Genomic DNA, 15,627 nt, shown 5'->3' with positions numbered 1-15,627 from the left:
AAACACTCCCTCTTTCATCCATGCCCTTGACCAAATGTAGTTGGATTCCTTTCAGATTATTAATGAATGATGATGTTTGCTTTTTCAATCATCAGAAATTTATTATTTTTTTTAAATAACAATTTAATTTTTCTTGACCAAAAGAATTCAGAGGTTTATCCTAACTATGGAAAATCAACGACTGGATAAAAAGAAGCAAATGAAATTTTTTTTCAATTTGATCTTTGACATTTGTGAAAAAATGCATAAGAAACTTGATAGTGATCAAGCGCTTATGGAAAGAAATTTTTTTCTCACTAAATTTCAAAAAACGCTCTATTTTAACCAGTCAGAAAAATCATTTTAAGAAGGAGAAAGCGATGAATGAGAAACAATTACGCTGGTATAATATTGCGCTGATGGCGTTCGTCTCTGTTTGGGGACTGGGAAATGTTGTAAACAACTACGCTCAACAAGGATTGACTGTTGTTGTTTCGTGGCTATTAATTATGGCTCTTTATTTTGTACCCTATACATTAAGTGTTGGTCAGTTAGGATCGACCTTCAAAGAGTCAAGTGGTGGGGTTTCCTCATGGATCAAAGAAACCTCAACAAAGCGGTTGGCTTTTTTTGCTGCTTGGACTTATTGGGTCGTTCACGTGCCTTATTTGGCACAAAAACCCCAAGGAATCTTAGTGTCATTGAGTTGGTTATTTAAAGGAAATGGTACATTTGTATCAACGATGGGCTCCATGGAAGTCTCGTTGATTTGTTTAGCTATTTTTCTATTCTTTTTATGGATTGCCTCTAAAGGATTGACGACCTTAAAAATGATTGGGAACATCGCCGGAACAGCCATGTTCGTGATGTCGATTCTTTTTATTCTTTTAGCAGTGACTGCTCCAGCAATGACTGGTGCTGAGATTGCTACACCAAATATGTCATCTGTTTCAACCTATATCCCTAAATTTGACTTTACCTATTTAACCACGATCTCGATGCTGGTATTTGCGGTAGGTGGCTGTGAAAAAATCTCGCCTTACGTAAATAACACAAAAAATCCTGCCAAAGAATTTCCAAAAGGCATGATCTTTTTAGCCGGTATGGTGGCGTTATGTGCCTTGCTAGGCTCGATTGCTATGGGGATGCTTTTTGATGCCAACCATATTCCAGAAGATTTGATGGTCAACGGCGCTTATGAAGCCTTTCAACGACTAGGAAACTTCTACGGAATCGGCAATTTCTTTGTCATTCTTTATTCCATCGCCAATGCGTTGGCGCAAATTTCTGCTTTGGCTTTTTCAATTGATGCCCCATTGAAAATATTATTGTCTGATGCTGATTCAGAATTTGTACCAAATGGCTTAGCAAAACTAAACAAAAAAGGAACACCAGTAAATGGGTATATTATGACTGGTATCCTAGTCAGCATTTTGATCATTATTCCAGCACTAGGAATCGGCAATATGACCGAACTGTATCGTTGGTTGTTGAACTTGAATTCAGTTGTCATGCCATTGCGTTACTTATGGGTCTTCTTAGCCTTTATGTTAGTCAACAAACACGCCAATCGCTTTACTTCCGATTATAAATTCGTGAAAAACACCAAGGTTGGCTTTGGGATCGGCTTATGGTGCTTCTTGTTCACGGCCTTTGCCTGCATTTTAGGGATGGTTCCTAAGCTTGATTATGCGGCAGATCCGCAAGCTTGGTTCTTCCAATTGGCCTTAAATATCATTACGCCAATTGCCTTTCTTTTGATTGGCTTGATCTTGCCGATCATTGCGAAACGTGTAAATAAAAAATAATCATTCCCTCAAAAAAGAGGTGTCCGACAACTATTTCGGTTGTCGGGCACCTCTTTCCTTATATATGAACTTTTCCGCTGTGCGAGGCATTTGCTCCATCCTCTTGCCGAAGCGTTCATTCTTCGTCATTTTCCTCTTTGATTCCATACTTGATCCATTGCACCTTATAGCGAAAATCTTTGATCAGCTCTTTTGCGGTCCATTCATTCGAAATAAAATCTGTCAGACTATCCATCACGACCGCCATAATAAAATAAAGGAAACTGACAGCTTCTTGCGTATCATGGATCGTAAAGCGATTTTCTTCCAACAGCTCCAACCACTGACGAATCATGGGCGAATCGTCAGGGATCGCATCGCGCTTCGTCCAGGCATTACTTTGGGTACATAAGTGGATCATTTTCCAATGATCATCTTCAGGTGACCATTGACTGCACCAAGCCAAGTATTCTTCGATCCCTTTGAAAAAATCATTTTTGTTGCGATTGATAAACGTAAAAATCGCGGAATGGATTTGGTTTGAATAGTCGGCGATCGCATAGTCATAGGCATCTTCTAAGTTTTGAAAGTACTTGTAAAACGCCCCTCTAGAAATGTGCGACTTTTCGACGATGGCAGAGACCTTGACTTGACTGATGTGCTTGCTGAAGAATTCTTCTAAAAGCACGGCATCGATTTTTTCTTTTTTCTCTTGTTTTAAATGAAAAAATGTTGTACTTGGCAAGGGATTCTCCTCCATCATTCGCAATCTACTCCCTCTATTATAAACAAATCCCTCTACTTTTCCACTCAGACTTGTGCAGTTTCTCTTGACGGGGCGTTTTGTTCGATCAGATTGCCATCTTCCATTCGGAAAATGCGATCACTCCATTGGATCATTCGCTCGTCGTGAGTGACCATGACTGTCGCTTTCTTTTTCTCATGCGCTTCTTTCACCAATAACTTCACGACTTCATACGCATGATCGGTGTCTAAACTGGCAGTTGGTTCATCCGCCAAAATCAAGCTTGGGTCATTAAACAACGCCCTGCCGATTGCTACTCGTTGACGTTCCCCACCAGATAAATCGCGGGGAAACTTGTCTTGAAGATCGAGAATATCTAATGAAGCAAGCAATTCATCAATCCGTTCCTTTTCCTTGGCTTTTCTTGAAACTTTGTCGACCAAATAAAATTGTTCCTTTACCGTTAGAAAAGGGATCAAATTCGAGCTTTGCAAGATAAACCCAATCTCTTTAAAACGCAACTTTCCTCGTTGCTTTTCATTTAATTGGGAAAAGTTCACCTGGTTGATGATGATCTCTCCCGATGTTGGACTTTGTAAGCCGCCAGCGATGGTCAAAAAGGTACTTTTTCCTGAACCAGAAGGGCCGATGATACTGACAAACTCCCCTTCTTGAACGTGAAAATTCAGTCCTTTTAATGCCGTTACTTCGGTATGCAGCTTGCCAAATTTTTTTATAATATCCTTCATTACTAAAATGTCTTTCATCTTTGTTACCCTCCTATTGCCGTAATTGGATCGACTTTTGTGACCGTCCGAATGGAGAATAAGCCGCCTAGAACTGCCACGAGAATCAAGATGCCGCTATAAAGCAGCCATTGCTTTAATTCAAAGAAAAATGGCATGGCATCTGGTAAAAACAAACTGGTGCCGTATGCCGCCGCAAAGGCTAGGGCTACCCCGATCACACCGACCATAAATGCTTGCGCAATAATTGATTTAGCAATAAAGCTGGTCCGAATCCCTTGGGCTTTCATCACACCAAAAATCGCCGTTTTTTGTAGGGTGATCACATACATGAAAATCCCCACGATTGCCGTTGCAACAACAAATAAGAAGTAGATCATGGCATTTAAGGTCAAGTTTTGGGCAGAAAATCCGGGAAGCTTTTCAATAAAGTCTTCCGTTGCCAAGACTTTGAGCTGGGTTCCTTCTTGGTTATCGACTCTCGGATCACTTGATTTGGTCACAATGATATTGATGGGCTGCTCCTTATCAGATGGAAATGGTTGATTAGCAAACTTCATTTTCGTCCAAGTATCGAGGGAAGTATAAATCACTGGTGACACCGTATAAGACGTTTCTGGGGTGATCCCAACGACTTTGAAGGTTTCATCTGAACGTCCGATTTTCACTTGATCCCCGACCTTGATACCTTCTTCTGCTAAGTTTTCTGAAATCGTGATCTCATTTTCTTTTGAAAACAGCTTGCCCTCTAAAACTTCTGGTAACAAGAACGCATCGTCTTGTGTACCAAAAACAGTCACATTGACTTGTTCATCGTTGACCGTGATGACACTGCTATATAAACCAATCGGGGCTTTTTGGGTTCCTGCTACACGGTCTAGATCCCCTCTCGTCAATTGCGAAGCCGCAAATGTGTCATTCGCATCTTCTGATAAAACGATCGCGGATGAATCCCAGTCGACGATGGCCTTTTTAAAATCCCAGTTAAGTCCGGTAGCTAAGCCAGACAATATAAAAACAACATAGGCAATCAAAAACATGATTCCTACGATCAGCCCATATCTTAATTTTGAATAACGCATTTCTTTTATAGCCAGAAACATTGCTCTTTCCTCCTGTTTTCCAAATGTTGACAAAGTGTCACTTTTTGAAGAATACCACACAAGGTGACACTTTGTCACTTTTTACAACTCGAAATGTTTGCAAGGTTGATCGATCATTCTTTTTCTGTCATTCACTGAGGATGTTTTTTCTAAAGGAGTGAGAAAAAAGAGAGTTGAATAGTGGGCGTTTCGCGTAAAATACGCCATTTCCTTTTAACATTCTTGGCTAGATGTAAAAAAAGCATGGCCGACCGTAAATAGTCGAACCATGCTTTGGCAAAAACGAACACGAGGATTTCATTACTAGTATTCTTGAGATCAGCTGACTTTGCTTTGTCCAATTGTGGAAATTACTGCTCGTAACTGATGACACGAAGTATCAAACTGCCGTTTTTCCTCAGGGGTAAGCGTCAATTCAATAATTTCGCGGACGCCGTTTTGGTCCACGACTGCAGGAACACCTGTGAATAAATCGTTGATGCCATATTCCCCATCAAGGTAGGAAGACACCGGCAGAATCGCTTGCTCATCATTTAAGATCGCTCGAACGATTCTTGCGACACTCATCCCTATCCCGTAAAATGTTGCTTGTTTTCGATCGATGATTTCATAGGCGGCATTTTTTACTCGTTCAGAAAGAACCGCTAGATCGGCAACGGTCAAACGATCCTTTTGCTTGATCAATTCTACGATCGGTTGACCACCGATCGTTGTATGGGACCAGACAGCGACTTCCGAATCACCGTGTTCCCCAATGATATACCCATGAATATTCCGTGGATCGATGGCTAATTTTGCCGCCACTTCTTTTCGAAGTCTTGTGGTATCGAGGGTCGTTCCCGTACCAACAACACGATTGGCTGGCAGCCCTGACACACGCCATGCTTGATAAGTTAAGACATCGACTGGGTTTGAAGCGATGACAAGCACGCCATCAAAGCCTGAAGCCATCACTTGTTTTGTGACGCTTGCCATAATTTCGGCGTTCACATCGATCAATTCAAGCCGTGTTTGTCCTGGCTTTTGGTTGATCCCTGCAGTAATAACGACGATATCAGCATCTTTACATTCCGAGTACTCTCCCGCCCAAACTTTGATGTTTTCTTGCCCCCATGACATACCGTCTAACAAATCGAGGGCTTCTCCTTCTGCTTTGTCTCGATTGACATCGATCAAGACCAATTCATTGATTAGTCCTTGATTGATCATGGAATACGCAATGCTCGTTCCAACGAAACCTGTTCCGACAACGACAACTTTTCTGCTTGTACTTTTCATGTGCGATCCCTTCCCTTTCTTTTCAAATACTTGTGCTATTGTTTTGCGTAGAGTACGCATTTTCTCAAAAAATGGATGATTTTTTGTGTTTCCTTAATAACTATGACCGGCAATCAGCGCTTTGGTTTGCTGATACAAATGAACAGCATATTTTCCTAACACATAGCAGACGACAATCACGGCAAAGCTGGTTTCAATAATCGTTAAGGCTTGTAGAAACCCAAATATCAGTGGGTGATTCGCAAAAAACAGTGCTGATTTGAACATTGCAGTCGCCGAGATCACAAGAGGAAACGTAAATGCCGCATAGCTTGGGTAAAACCCGACTGCCAGCATGTTTTTCATATAAGCGACAACACAGAAATAAATCGTTTGTGACAATAACAGCATAAAGGCGACAAACCAAGCAGAGCCTTGTTCAAATACGGAAAGGTAACCTGCTAAGCAAAGAGAACCTGGTGCTGTTAAAATCGTGATCAAAGGAACTGCCGCACGTTCCGTCAGCTTTTGATGGACGACTCGCTTTAAAATAATCGGCAAAAGCGTAAAATACAATACCAATGCGATCCAGACGATCACTTCCCCTAGCTCTTTAAAAAAGACAGCAGAAGTATTGGGAATTACGCCAATCCCGACGAAGGTAATAAACCAGCTTGGATAAATGTATTCCAGCGAAAGGTCGACAGGCAAAATATGCACGACAACAAAATAGATCATTAGAGCAAAATGTAAGCCGATAGCCCCCCACCAGAGCAGATCATTCACCACTGCATTGGGAATGACCCGTTCAAAAACAGTGGAGATCACCATCAGCGCCATCGTAAAGGTCGGCGCCACCGAAGCAACGATTGGGTTTTGCAACTCTGACATCGTGTGCTTAAATGTAAAGCATACTTTCAGAAGGAAGAGCCCCATGATGAAAATACCAAGGGTGCAAAACGCATTTCCAACCGTCTCCATTCCTTCTGAATACAATAAATTCCCCAAAGACACAGTGCCTAAAATCAAGCCGCAAATCGGGATTGGCAATGAATGTAAAAAATGCTGGATCGATGTTTTCATCAACTCATCCTTTCTTAACGTATGAAAATTTCAATTAAATTTGCTTTCTTTTTTCTCTACACTTATACTATAATCACCTGATAACTATTTGTAAAATTGTACTTTTAAATACTAATTATAAATATTATTAATAATAAAGGAGTCCGCAAAATGATTGAATTGCTCAAAACCTTCATTGTTGTTTATGAAACGAGAAACTTTAGTCTTGCCGCAAAACAGCTCTATAAAACTCAGCCAACGATCTCCTTGCAAATCCAACGATTAGAGGCGGAACTTGGCTTCAAACTTTTTGAACGTAAAGGAAAACAATTGATTTTACCCACTAGCCAAGCGGAGTTTTTGTATCCTCGTGTGGTCGAGTCCCTCCGCTCATTGTCCACTATTTTTTCGCAAGCCAAAGACACCAAAAATTTTAAAACAGCGTGTGTGCTCGCTTGTTCGAATACCACCGCCGTTTACTTACTGCCTAGCATCATGGCACAGCTGATTGCAGAATTTCCAACATTTGCCTTTGAAATCAAAATCATGAATTCGCAAGAAGTGATCGATGCCGTCGAATCAAACAAAGCCCATATCGGCCTGATCGAAAAATCAATCGTTTCGCCATTGATCCAAAAAGAATTCGTTTATCGCGATGAATTGGTGTTAGCAGGCAACCTCGCTTCTGATTTTTGGGTCTTGCGAGAAAACGACTCGGGGATGTATTACATTAACGAAACCTATCTTTACGCACAGCACCTAAATCCGCAAATCATCAAAGCCAATAATAGCGAAGTGATTTTGTCCCTACTAAAACAAAACATCGGCAAATCGATCATTTCGAAACTTTCATTACCAGAAGAGTTGCCTTGGCAGGAACTTGATCCAGAGTACCGCTATCGTGATCTTTTTATCATTCAGAATCGTCAACGTGTGACGCCGGAAACCGGAGAGGTTTATGAGGAGATTAAACGGCTGTTGTTAGCATTGATTCCATAAATATTAGTCTTTTGAACCAATTAAAGTGAATACAAAAAAAGACGCTGGAGTGTCGTTTGTCACTCCTCCAGCGTCTTTGTATTTTTATAATTCCTTGATAAACCGTTTCTGTTCATGACTGCTGTGGTAGCCATGATTTTCATAAAACCTGTGAGCAGCATGGCGTTTAACATTCGAATTTAATCGAATGCCTTGCATTCCTCGCTGTCGGGCTTCTTCTTCAATTGCCGACAGTAGTTTCCCGCCAACGCCTTGCTTTTGCACTTGATCATCCACTACCAAACCTAGGACATTAAAAAATTGCCCAGCAGAATAAACTGTTGAATACGGCTGTGCTTCAATCATCCCAACTGCTTTACCCTTTATTTCGGCAACAAGCAAGAGATGATCCTCCTCAGCTAAAATTCTCTTTAGGCCTTCGATCAATACTTCTTCTTCGATTGGATAGCCTAGTACTTTCGACAAATGAGTTAGTTCTTTATGATCAGACAATGCTGCGGCTCTAATTTTCATGATATTCTCCTGTCTTGCAGCTTTTGACTCAACTATATTTTTAGAATGCTTATTTGTCAAGAAAGCCCGTTCTGCGCCGCTGATGTGAAATACCAAAAACTACATAAACTGAGATTGAAATAAGAATTAAAAGAAAACCGACAAGCTGCCTTCTGACTTTCCTCCTTTCGTGCAACTCGTACAGAGGAGAGATTTTTGCATACCTTGGAAAGGATGGCTTAGGTATACATTCGCTATTGGCATTCAACCTACAAAGATTCTCGTCTGTTTCGCATTAGTATTAAAAAAGGCTCGTAAATACTTTGATAAGACTTACGAACCTTTTTCACTTTTCTATGGCACAAGCGGACTCGCCGCTTCGCGTGACTTTTTCTCAGTAGCAATTACTCTACATACAATGTCACAAATTTTGCGTGGCCTATCTTTTCAAGAGTGACTACATTCTTTTCCACAACCAGTGCTTCTTTTGTAGCTTCTTTTAAATCGACTGTTTCTACTAACTTCACTGGATGGTTGAATGTGATCGTTGCGTGTCCACCTTCATCTAAAAGCCCATTGTATAGACGCAAAATATAACCTAGACGATCTTCGGCTTTTTTCAATACACTCAGGGTCAAATTGCCATTGATCTCAAAAAGACTAAAGTTTGCCGGTAAGGTTGGTTCAACCGGTCCTAAAGTAAATATCAAGCGGGAATTCAGGAATTCTGCGGATTGATAAAGAGTGATCGGTGTTACTGCTTGTTTGGCACTCTGTGCAACATTTGCTTGATCAAATCCTTTAGCAAAGTAAGCAACAGAGAAATCAAAATGCATCGTTTTGTGGCACTGCGCAGCTGGTGTCGCAATCACTGATTCTCCTGAAGCACGCCCTGGTCGATACAGTAGATTCTCTTTCCCCATGAAGCCATAGGTTCGGAAAATCGTTAAGCGAATCGTATCAAACGCTTTCCCCACGATCTCATATTCACGTACACCCTTGGGCATGACTGCTACGCCATGGGATGCATCGAATAAACCGACAAACGATTGACAAGTTTCTATGGCGATCGGCTGCTCATTCCATTGCTCTTTATTAGCTTCCCAAAGAGCCATTTCTTTTTCAAACACAACAGGGCGCTGCAACGTGCCAAACTGTTGGTCAGCCAGCGAAAATTTCGAGGCAATTCCGGTATCAAATAGCACACATACCCGATGACTATCCACTTGTTGGTTTTCAACCGTTAAGTTGAAATCAATTTGTTGCGATTGTTTTTTCAACACGATCGTCAATTGGATCGGTAGTGAAGCCGAGACCTTCTTTTCTGCACGTTCAGCTAAATCCTTCGGAACCCTCAGCGTGAATACCACATCAATCTTTTGGTAGATTGCTGATTGCTGAATCGAGATCGTTGGTTGCGCATCAATTGATGAAATCACAAAATCTTTCACAGGTGGTGAATAATTGAATGAATCACCATCGTCGCCATTTTCTTCAATGATCCCTTGATTTTGATAAAGCACCTGATTGGTTTTATCTAGAATATCTAACGAGCCATTGCTATTGACAGTGATCTGATAGTACTCATTTTCGATCGTATTGGTTGTAATCTCCTGCAATGGTGCGCTTGTATCACCTTTTAAATCAATTGTCAGCTGGGTATACCCCATACTCGGCACATCAGTCGTTTCTATGGCAATCTTTGCTTTATAGACTTTCTCCGGCAAATAGATCTCCTTGACTGGATCTAATATGTTCCCCTGATTCAACACATACTCCGTTTGGTCGGTAAGCTCTAAAATCGTATAAGGTAACGCCTGACCTGACTGGTCAAGGATCGCAAAATCTTTTTGCGGCAAATAAACCTCTGCTTCGATCACCCCATTACGTTTTGTGTCATAGGTATTGAAAAGCGTAAAAGTAATTTCTTTTGCTTGTGGGTTGTTGATTGCAGTAGAAATCTGTCGTAACATCAATTCGACAAGATTCATAGAAATATCTCGCGCTTGCTTATAGCGCATATAGATATCTTCGTTGGTCGTATCAGAAACACAAGAACCGATCGAATCATGCGCCGCATTTTCAAACATTAACTTCCAAATCTCTATGACTGTTTCTACGGGGTACTCAAATCCTAATTGCATAGCCATGGTTAAGATAGGCTCCATGACATTGACTAAGTAATGTTGGATCTGTGTGTTCATCGCCTTCAAATCAGGACGTGAAGAAAAAATCGTTTTGTGAATTCGCATCAATTTGCCGTTGATCAGTTCACCAGCGATTTCTTCCAACTCAGGATGGCGTACTTTGACCGCAGCAATGTATTTTTCGATCGTTGAAAATTGTAACTCATACTCATCCTGATACAGTTGATTCATTCGATCAACCAATTCTGGAAGATTTTCTCTAACTGGTGCTTGGTCGAAACCATTTGGAAAATACACTTGATCCGTTGCACTGCGCCCCCAAGTCGTTTTAAACGGTTCTTGATGTAAGAACTCTGCTAATTCTGCTTCTCGTTCAGGAATGGCACCGCCAATGTAGTACCCACTTGGGATCTGGTAAACATTGACCACAGAACCATCTTCTCCACGCCATTTGTACTCTGTGTGTTTAACATCGTCATCACTGACACCGCGCCAAAACATTGTGTCTGTGATACCAAACTCACGATAGATTTGTGGCATACTAGCTGCTTGTCCGAAAGAATCTGGCACATAGCCGACATTCATGTAGGTTCCGAATGCTTCACAAATTTTCATGCCATATAACATATTACGAACAATGCTTTCTCCCGAGATCACTAATTGATCGGTTTGTGTGTACCATGGGCCAATGATCAATTTTCCTTGTTGAACAAGTTGTTGAATCCTTTCTTTGTCCTGTGGGCGCCATTTCAAGTAATCATCTAACAGAGAAGCCTGTCCATCTAAAATGAAACTTTCATAAGGATCATCCTTTTCTAGTTGTTCAATGACGTTTTTTAGATCGTGCATCAAATAGATTTTCGAGCGACTCGTCGTAAAATACCATTCGCGATCCCAATGACTGTGGGGTACGACATGTACTGTTTTTTTCATTCAATCATTCCTCTCCCGTGATTAAAAAAGGCACGTAACGATGGGTGTCGTTCGTGCCTATTAATTTTTCTCAATTTTTTTACCATCTGGTACGCATCATTTGATCCTTACATAAATGCTTCGAATTTTGAAAATCGTTTCTCTTCAAATACTCTTGTTTTCTTCCCCAAGTCTTGTCCTTGTCAGATACCTTAAAGCGTTCTTGAAAAATCACCTGCTCGTGCCTTTTCTTTTGCTACTATTTAGCTAATCAGCCTTGTTACTTAGTTTTCAAAGCTCACTTCAATATCATCGAGGGCAATATCTTCTGTTTGTTCTTCTTGCTTATTGAAATTCACGAATAAAGGCGCGACAAAACCGATGAAGGCTGCTCCTGCAAATAGTCCAATCAAATACGCCCAACCGTTTCCAACAGTGAAGAAGCCGTAGATTCCCCCAACTGGTGGCATTTTGTCATACATTCCTAATGCGATCCCCAAACCAGAAGCAATTGCACCTCCCAACATGTTGATCGGCACAAGCCGTAATGGATTGACTAATGTAAAAGGAATTGCTCCTTCTGTGATTCCGATGAACCCCATAATAAAGTTATTACGCCCAGCATCCAGTAGCTCTTTGTTGAATCGATTTTTGTGGAACAAAGTTGCTAAGGCATATCCAAATGGTACCGCACAAATCGCAACGTTCACGATGATGGCTGGTAAATAGACTCCTTCCGCTAGTAACACATTTCCTGCCATCCAAGCAGCTTTGTTTACAGGTCCCCCTAAGTCAGAGCCAATCATTGCCCCCATGATGAATGCCAGTAAAATTTTGTTAACGTCATTTTCAATCATGGTTCGGATCCATTCAACCAAACTAGTATTGATCCACGCCAAGGGCTCAGAGAGTAAGGCGCCCATGACGATTGCTACGGACAATGTAGCAATCAAAGGTAAAATTACCAACGGCATCACCCCAGCAAACGACTCCGGTAATTTGATATGTTCTTTCGCCCACTTCACTAAGTATCCTGCTAAGAACCCAGCAATAACTGCCCCTAAAAACCCAGCATTGGTGCTAGAAGCGACTGCACCACCGATAAAGCCGGCACCTAGCGCAGCCTTATCTCCAACAGAATACGCGATAAAACCAGCCAAGACAGTATTGATCAAGCCGATTCCTGCCCACCCTACTTGTTCAATCAAATAAAGCGCATGTTTAAAGCCTTCCGTGTCAGCATAAGGATCTAAGCTTGTGATCCCCATACCAAGAGCAATCATTTTCGGAATGGCAACAACCAGTGAAGCACCAATAATCAATGGCAGTACAAAACTAATTCCACTCATCAAGTGGCCTTTTAAATCTGCTAGAACTCTTTTCATCATCCTTGCCTCTTTCCTTTAGTTTGCGTTTCTTTGTTCAACAGCAGCTACACATTTCTTCAGCACCGCTTCCGGTGCCTTGATACACGTATTGATATTTACTCGAATTTGCGGTTTTCCTTCAAACCGTTCCATCCCAACAACTTTTTGGTCAGTCGCTAAAAGCAAGAAATCCGCTTCTTTTGCTTCGGCTGCAGTGATCTCATTGACTTGCCCTAATGAGCCTTGCTGTTCGATCTTGACCTCATAGCCAAGTTTCACACCAGCTTTTTCTAAAGCTTTTGCCGCCATCGGTGTATGTGCCAATCCAGCTGGACAGGCGGAAATTCCTACTATTTTCATACAATTTTCTCTCCCATCATTTCCTTTTTGATCAATTCTGCTAAATAAGCTTTGTCTTCTGATTGTTGAATCTGCTGGATGAATGTCTCTTCAAGCAATGCGGTTGCTAGGCGACTCAACATTTGCAGATGCACCGTTCCTTCATCTTTTTTAGGAACCATCAAAGCAAACACATTTTTGACTGCTGAATCATCGAAGGTTTCCCATTCGATGGCTTGCTCTAAACGAATAAACAAAACGGTCGGTTCCAAAACGGGTTCAGCTTTTGCATGTGGAATAGCAAAGCCTTCTTGTAAGCCGGTTGAATATTGTGCTTCCCGTTCAATGAATGCCGCACATGTATCTGCTGCATTGGTAACGATCCCTGATTCATAGGCATGATGCGCAATTACGTGAAACAGTTCTTCTTTTGATGTAACAGCCACATTCAAGAGAATATTTTTTTTCTGAAAATCCATCTCATCTGCTCCTTTCCTTTATTATGAAACCATTAGCGTAATTCGTGTGGTTTATTTTCTGTACACGTTTAATTTACGGTTTCTAATTCACGATGTAAACACAACAAATTTCCAATTCAAGTGGCAATCATTAGTAAAGCGTTTTCCAAAATGATTGCCAACTCTTCTGGAAATTTTCGGTACTGGTGAAGCATTTCATTCTTATTCTTTCTATTGTATGATGAGAAAGAGCACGGAGGTGAAACAAGTGTCAAAACTTGCTTATCAACGATTAGATGATCTAATGGAAGTATTAACTAGACAAACGGCGCCGCTACCAATGAAGGAGTTAACAAAAAGCTTCTCGATTTCTGAGCGAACGGTTCGGACCGACATTGCAAATTTGAATGATTTGTTAACAAATGTGGGTGCCTCCATCAAGTTGATTCGAGGGCAAGGCTATTTGTTGTCTATTGGTTCAAAAGAACGATTTCATGACTGGTGGACTGAAAGTATGTCGACTACCGAGTCCTTTCTAACTACGAGTGAAGAACGACAAGCCTATCTACTTTTCCTTTTATTTAAGAATGAAAACCCTTTATCCTTAGATGATTTTCTTGATCGATTATTTATTAGTAAAAACACCTTTTACTCATACTTAAAAACGGCTCGAGACAATTTAGCGACCTATCAATTAAAAATAGTAAATCGTCCAAATATTGGCTTTGAAGTCTTGGGTAACGAATTCGCCAAGCGACAAGCAATCAGTGATCTTTTGATTGAAAAAGATCTCCAAGAGTATTTGGTGGGTTTTACGGAAATGGAACTTGAGTTGTTTGATACGATTGATCTGACCCGCTTGCAAGAATTGTCATTAAATCATCTGGCGCCCTTAGACTTGTTAGACTCTGACTACTATCATAAAAACATTCTTTCTCATTTTGCTTTAGCAATCAGTCGCTTTATAGCTGGCCATCAGATCAACGAATTTCCCTTGCACGTGCCCGCGCTCAAAGAAGACGCCCAGAAAGTTGTTGGTCACTTCTTAGAAGAAATCGATCATGCATTTGATATACAATTGACTGCTGGAGAAAAACAATACTTCATTTACTATCTTGCGATGAATGCACCACGTTTAGTTGAAACAGGCGATGCAAGCGATTCTTCCACGAAAACTGCGAAAGCCATTGTGGAAGAATTATTAACTGCGATCAAACAGACGTCAAACTATGCGTTAGAGACAGACAAGATGCTAATAGACGATTTGACATCTCATATTGAGGGCTTTATCAACATGAATCTAATGGATGCACGCCGTAGCAATCCATTGCTGGCAACGATCAGAAAATCTTTTCCACAGGCTTATGATTTATGTTTGACTCATTTAGAAACGGTAAGCCTGAAACACGGTTTTTATTTTTCTCCTGATGAGATCGGCTATATCGCTTTGCACATCGCAGGTGCTATGGAAAGGAGTTCCATCAGAAATCATCTTAAACATCGCGTCATCCTTGTTTGCGGAACCGGTCGAGCCATGAGTCGTATTATTGAAGCAAAAATTATCAAGCACTATCAAGAAACGATCGAAGTCGTTGATCGCTTTTCTTACGTCGAGCTACAACAATGTGATCTTTCTGCCATTGATTTTGTGATCACAACCGTTCCATTAGAACAGTTCTCGGTTCCTTCTATTTACATCAACATGGCCAAGCTAGATAAAGAAATTGGCAAAATCGAACCGTTCATTGAAACGCTCAGTGAATCAAAAGATGGTATCTATTCATTGTTTCAAAAAGCATTTTTTCTTCATGAAAATCATGCAGATAAAGAAACCTTACTAAAGAAAATGGCGCAGCAACTGTACCAAAAAGATTTTGTGCCCCAAGATTTTTATGACAGTGTGAAAAAACGAGAAGCAATCAATCAGACCAATATTAACGAGTGGCTTGCTATCCCCCATCCCATGACCTTGATGGCAAAACGCTCAGCCGTTTCAGTGGCGATCATTCCTGACGGCGTTGATTGGGGAAATGGTGATTTGGTTAAATTCGTCTTTCTCTTTGCGATTCAAAAAGACGAATATGAAGATACCGAAGAAATCTATAGTCTTTTATTAGAGTTGATGGATCGTGAAGATATTCAACAAGCAATCCTGCAAAATAGTGACTATCACCACTTTTTGAGCTGTATAAAGCAATTATAAAAGGAGCTGGGGAATCCAGCTCCTTTTGTTG

General features: G+C 40.9%; 13 protein-coding genes. 3 read left to right on the top strand and 10 right to left on the bottom strand.

Features of this window, described 5'->3' with window-relative positions; translation table 11 throughout:
* Nucleotides 1-359 precede the first annotated feature (359 nt).
* A complete protein-coding gene (locus tag IGJ25_RS04980) occupies nucleotides 360-1,787 on the top strand; it encodes an APC family permease (RefSeq protein WP_438779130.1) in 1,428 nt (475 codons plus the stop codon).
* Between the two features lie 115 nt (nucleotides 1,788-1,902).
* Here the strand turns inward: IGJ25_RS04980 and IGJ25_RS04975 are convergent, their stop codons facing one another.
* From IGJ25_RS04975 to IGJ25_RS04955, 5 genes are all read right to left on the bottom strand, one after another.
* A complete protein-coding gene (locus IGJ25_RS04975; RefSeq protein WP_081117236.1) occupies nucleotides 1,903-2,529 on the bottom strand; it encodes a TetR family transcriptional regulator in 627 nt (208 codons plus the stop codon).
* A gap of 47 nt (nucleotides 2,530-2,576) precedes the next feature.
* Nucleotides 2,577-3,278: an ABC transporter ATP-binding protein gene (locus IGJ25_RS04970; RefSeq protein ID WP_010747564.1), complete on the bottom strand. Its 702-nt coding sequence runs from the start codon at nucleotides 3,276-3,278 to the stop codon at nucleotides 2,577-2,579.
* Nucleotides 3,279-3,283: 5 nt separating this feature from the next.
* Nucleotides 3,284-4,360: an ABC transporter permease gene (locus IGJ25_RS04965; RefSeq protein ID WP_010747563.1), complete on the bottom strand. Its 1,077-nt coding sequence runs from the start codon at nucleotides 4,358-4,360 to the stop codon at nucleotides 3,284-3,286.
* 318 nt (nucleotides 4,361-4,678) lie between these two features.
* The gene (locus IGJ25_RS04960) at nucleotides 4,679-5,638 is read right to left on the bottom strand and encodes an L-lactate dehydrogenase (RefSeq protein WP_010747562.1); all 960 of its coding nucleotides are present in this window, start codon (nucleotides 5,636-5,638) and stop codon (nucleotides 4,679-4,681) included.
* A gap of 93 nt (nucleotides 5,639-5,731) precedes the next feature.
* Nucleotides 5,732-6,700: a TDT family transporter gene (locus IGJ25_RS04955; RefSeq protein ID WP_081117235.1), complete on the bottom strand. Its 969-nt coding sequence runs from the start codon at nucleotides 6,698-6,700 to the stop codon at nucleotides 5,732-5,734.
* Between the two features lie 150 nt (nucleotides 6,701-6,850).
* On the opposite strand from IGJ25_RS04955, the gene IGJ25_RS04950 reads away from it, so the two are divergent.
* A complete protein-coding gene (locus tag IGJ25_RS04950) occupies nucleotides 6,851-7,678 on the top strand; it encodes a LysR family transcriptional regulator (protein WP_081117234.1) in 828 nt (275 codons plus the stop codon).
* 84 nt (nucleotides 7,679-7,762) lie between these two features.
* Here IGJ25_RS04950 and IGJ25_RS04945 read toward each other — a convergent pair whose 3' ends face one another.
* From IGJ25_RS04945 to IGJ25_RS04925, 5 genes are all read right to left on the bottom strand, one after another.
* Entirely contained in the window at nucleotides 7,763-8,191 is a 429-nt protein-coding gene (locus tag IGJ25_RS04945) for a GNAT family N-acetyltransferase (protein WP_005225265.1), read from the bottom strand.
* Nucleotides 8,192-8,574: 383 nt separating this feature from the next.
* Entirely contained in the window at nucleotides 8,575-11,250 is a 2,676-nt protein-coding gene (mngB, locus tag IGJ25_RS04940) for a mannosylglycerate hydrolase (RefSeq protein WP_005225264.1), read from the bottom strand.
* A 263-nt stretch (nucleotides 11,251-11,513) separates the two neighbouring features.
* A complete protein-coding gene (locus IGJ25_RS04935; protein WP_060792679.1) occupies nucleotides 11,514-12,614 on the bottom strand; it encodes a PTS fructose transporter subunit IIC in 1,101 nt (366 codons plus the stop codon).
* Between the two features lie 18 nt (nucleotides 12,615-12,632).
* Complete coding sequence (locus IGJ25_RS04930; protein ID WP_005225262.1) at nucleotides 12,633-12,956, bottom strand: PTS fructose transporter subunit IIB; 324 nt, start codon at nucleotides 12,954-12,956, stop codon at nucleotides 12,633-12,635.
* Complete coding sequence (locus tag IGJ25_RS04925; protein ID WP_005225261.1) at nucleotides 12,953-13,414, bottom strand: PTS sugar transporter subunit IIA; 462 nt, start codon at nucleotides 13,412-13,414, stop codon at nucleotides 12,953-12,955. Before IGJ25_RS04925 ends, IGJ25_RS04930 begins: the two co-directional genes overlap by 4 nt.
* A gap of 247 nt (nucleotides 13,415-13,661) precedes the next feature.
* On the opposite strand from IGJ25_RS04925, the gene IGJ25_RS04920 reads away from it, so the two are divergent.
* Nucleotides 13,662-15,596, top strand: coding sequence for a BglG family transcription antiterminator (locus IGJ25_RS04920; RefSeq protein ID WP_438779129.1), 1,935 nt, complete (start codon nucleotides 13,662-13,664; stop codon nucleotides 15,594-15,596).
* Nucleotides 15,597-15,627: the final 31 nt, after the last annotated feature.

The sequence above is a fragment of the Enterococcus sp. DIV0240d genome (assembly GCF_051711245.1).
In the GTDB taxonomy this organism is placed as follows: Bacteria; Bacillota; Bacilli; order Lactobacillales; family Enterococcaceae; genus Enterococcus_D; species Enterococcus_D casseliflavus.
This window is presented reverse-complemented; position numbering and strand designations above follow the sequence as displayed.

Coding starts and splice junctions, on each gene's coding strand:
- IGJ25_RS04930 (WP_005225262.1), bottom strand. CDS start 12,956: ATGAAAATAGTAGGAATTTCCGCCTGTCCAGCTGGATTGGCACATACA.
- IGJ25_RS04925 (WP_005225261.1), bottom strand. CDS start 13,414: ATGGATTTTCAGAAAAAAAATATTCTCTTGAATGTGGCTGTTACATCA.
- mngB (WP_005225264.1), bottom strand. CDS start 11,250: ATGAAAAAAACAGTACATGTCGTACCCCACAGTCATTGGGATCGCGAA.
- IGJ25_RS04960 (WP_010747562.1), bottom strand. CDS start 5,638: ATGAAAAGTACAAGCAGAAAAGTTGTCGTTGTCGGAACAGGTTTCGTT.
- IGJ25_RS04965 (WP_010747563.1), bottom strand. CDS start 4,360: ATGTTTCTGGCTATAAAAGAAATGCGTTATTCAAAATTAAGATATGGG.
- IGJ25_RS04950 (WP_081117234.1), top strand. CDS start 6,851: ATGATTGAATTGCTCAAAACCTTCATTGTTGTTTATGAAACGAGAAAC.
- IGJ25_RS04955 (WP_081117235.1), bottom strand. CDS start 6,700: ATGAAAACATCGATCCAGCATTTTTTACATTCATTGCCAATCCCGATT.
- IGJ25_RS04945 (WP_005225265.1), bottom strand. CDS start 8,191: ATGAAAATTAGAGCCGCAGCATTGTCTGATCATAAAGAACTAACTCAT.
- IGJ25_RS04970 (WP_010747564.1), bottom strand. CDS start 3,278: ATGAAAGACATTTTAGTAATGAAGGATATTATAAAAAAATTTGGCAAG.
- IGJ25_RS04975 (WP_081117236.1), bottom strand. CDS start 2,529: ATGATGGAGGAGAATCCCTTGCCAAGTACAACATTTTTTCATTTAAAA.
- IGJ25_RS04980 (WP_438779130.1), top strand. CDS start 360: ATGAATGAGAAACAATTACGCTGGTATAATATTGCGCTGATGGCGTTC.
- IGJ25_RS04935 (WP_060792679.1), bottom strand. CDS start 12,614: ATGAAAAGAGTTCTAGCAGATTTAAAAGGCCACTTGATGAGTGGAATT.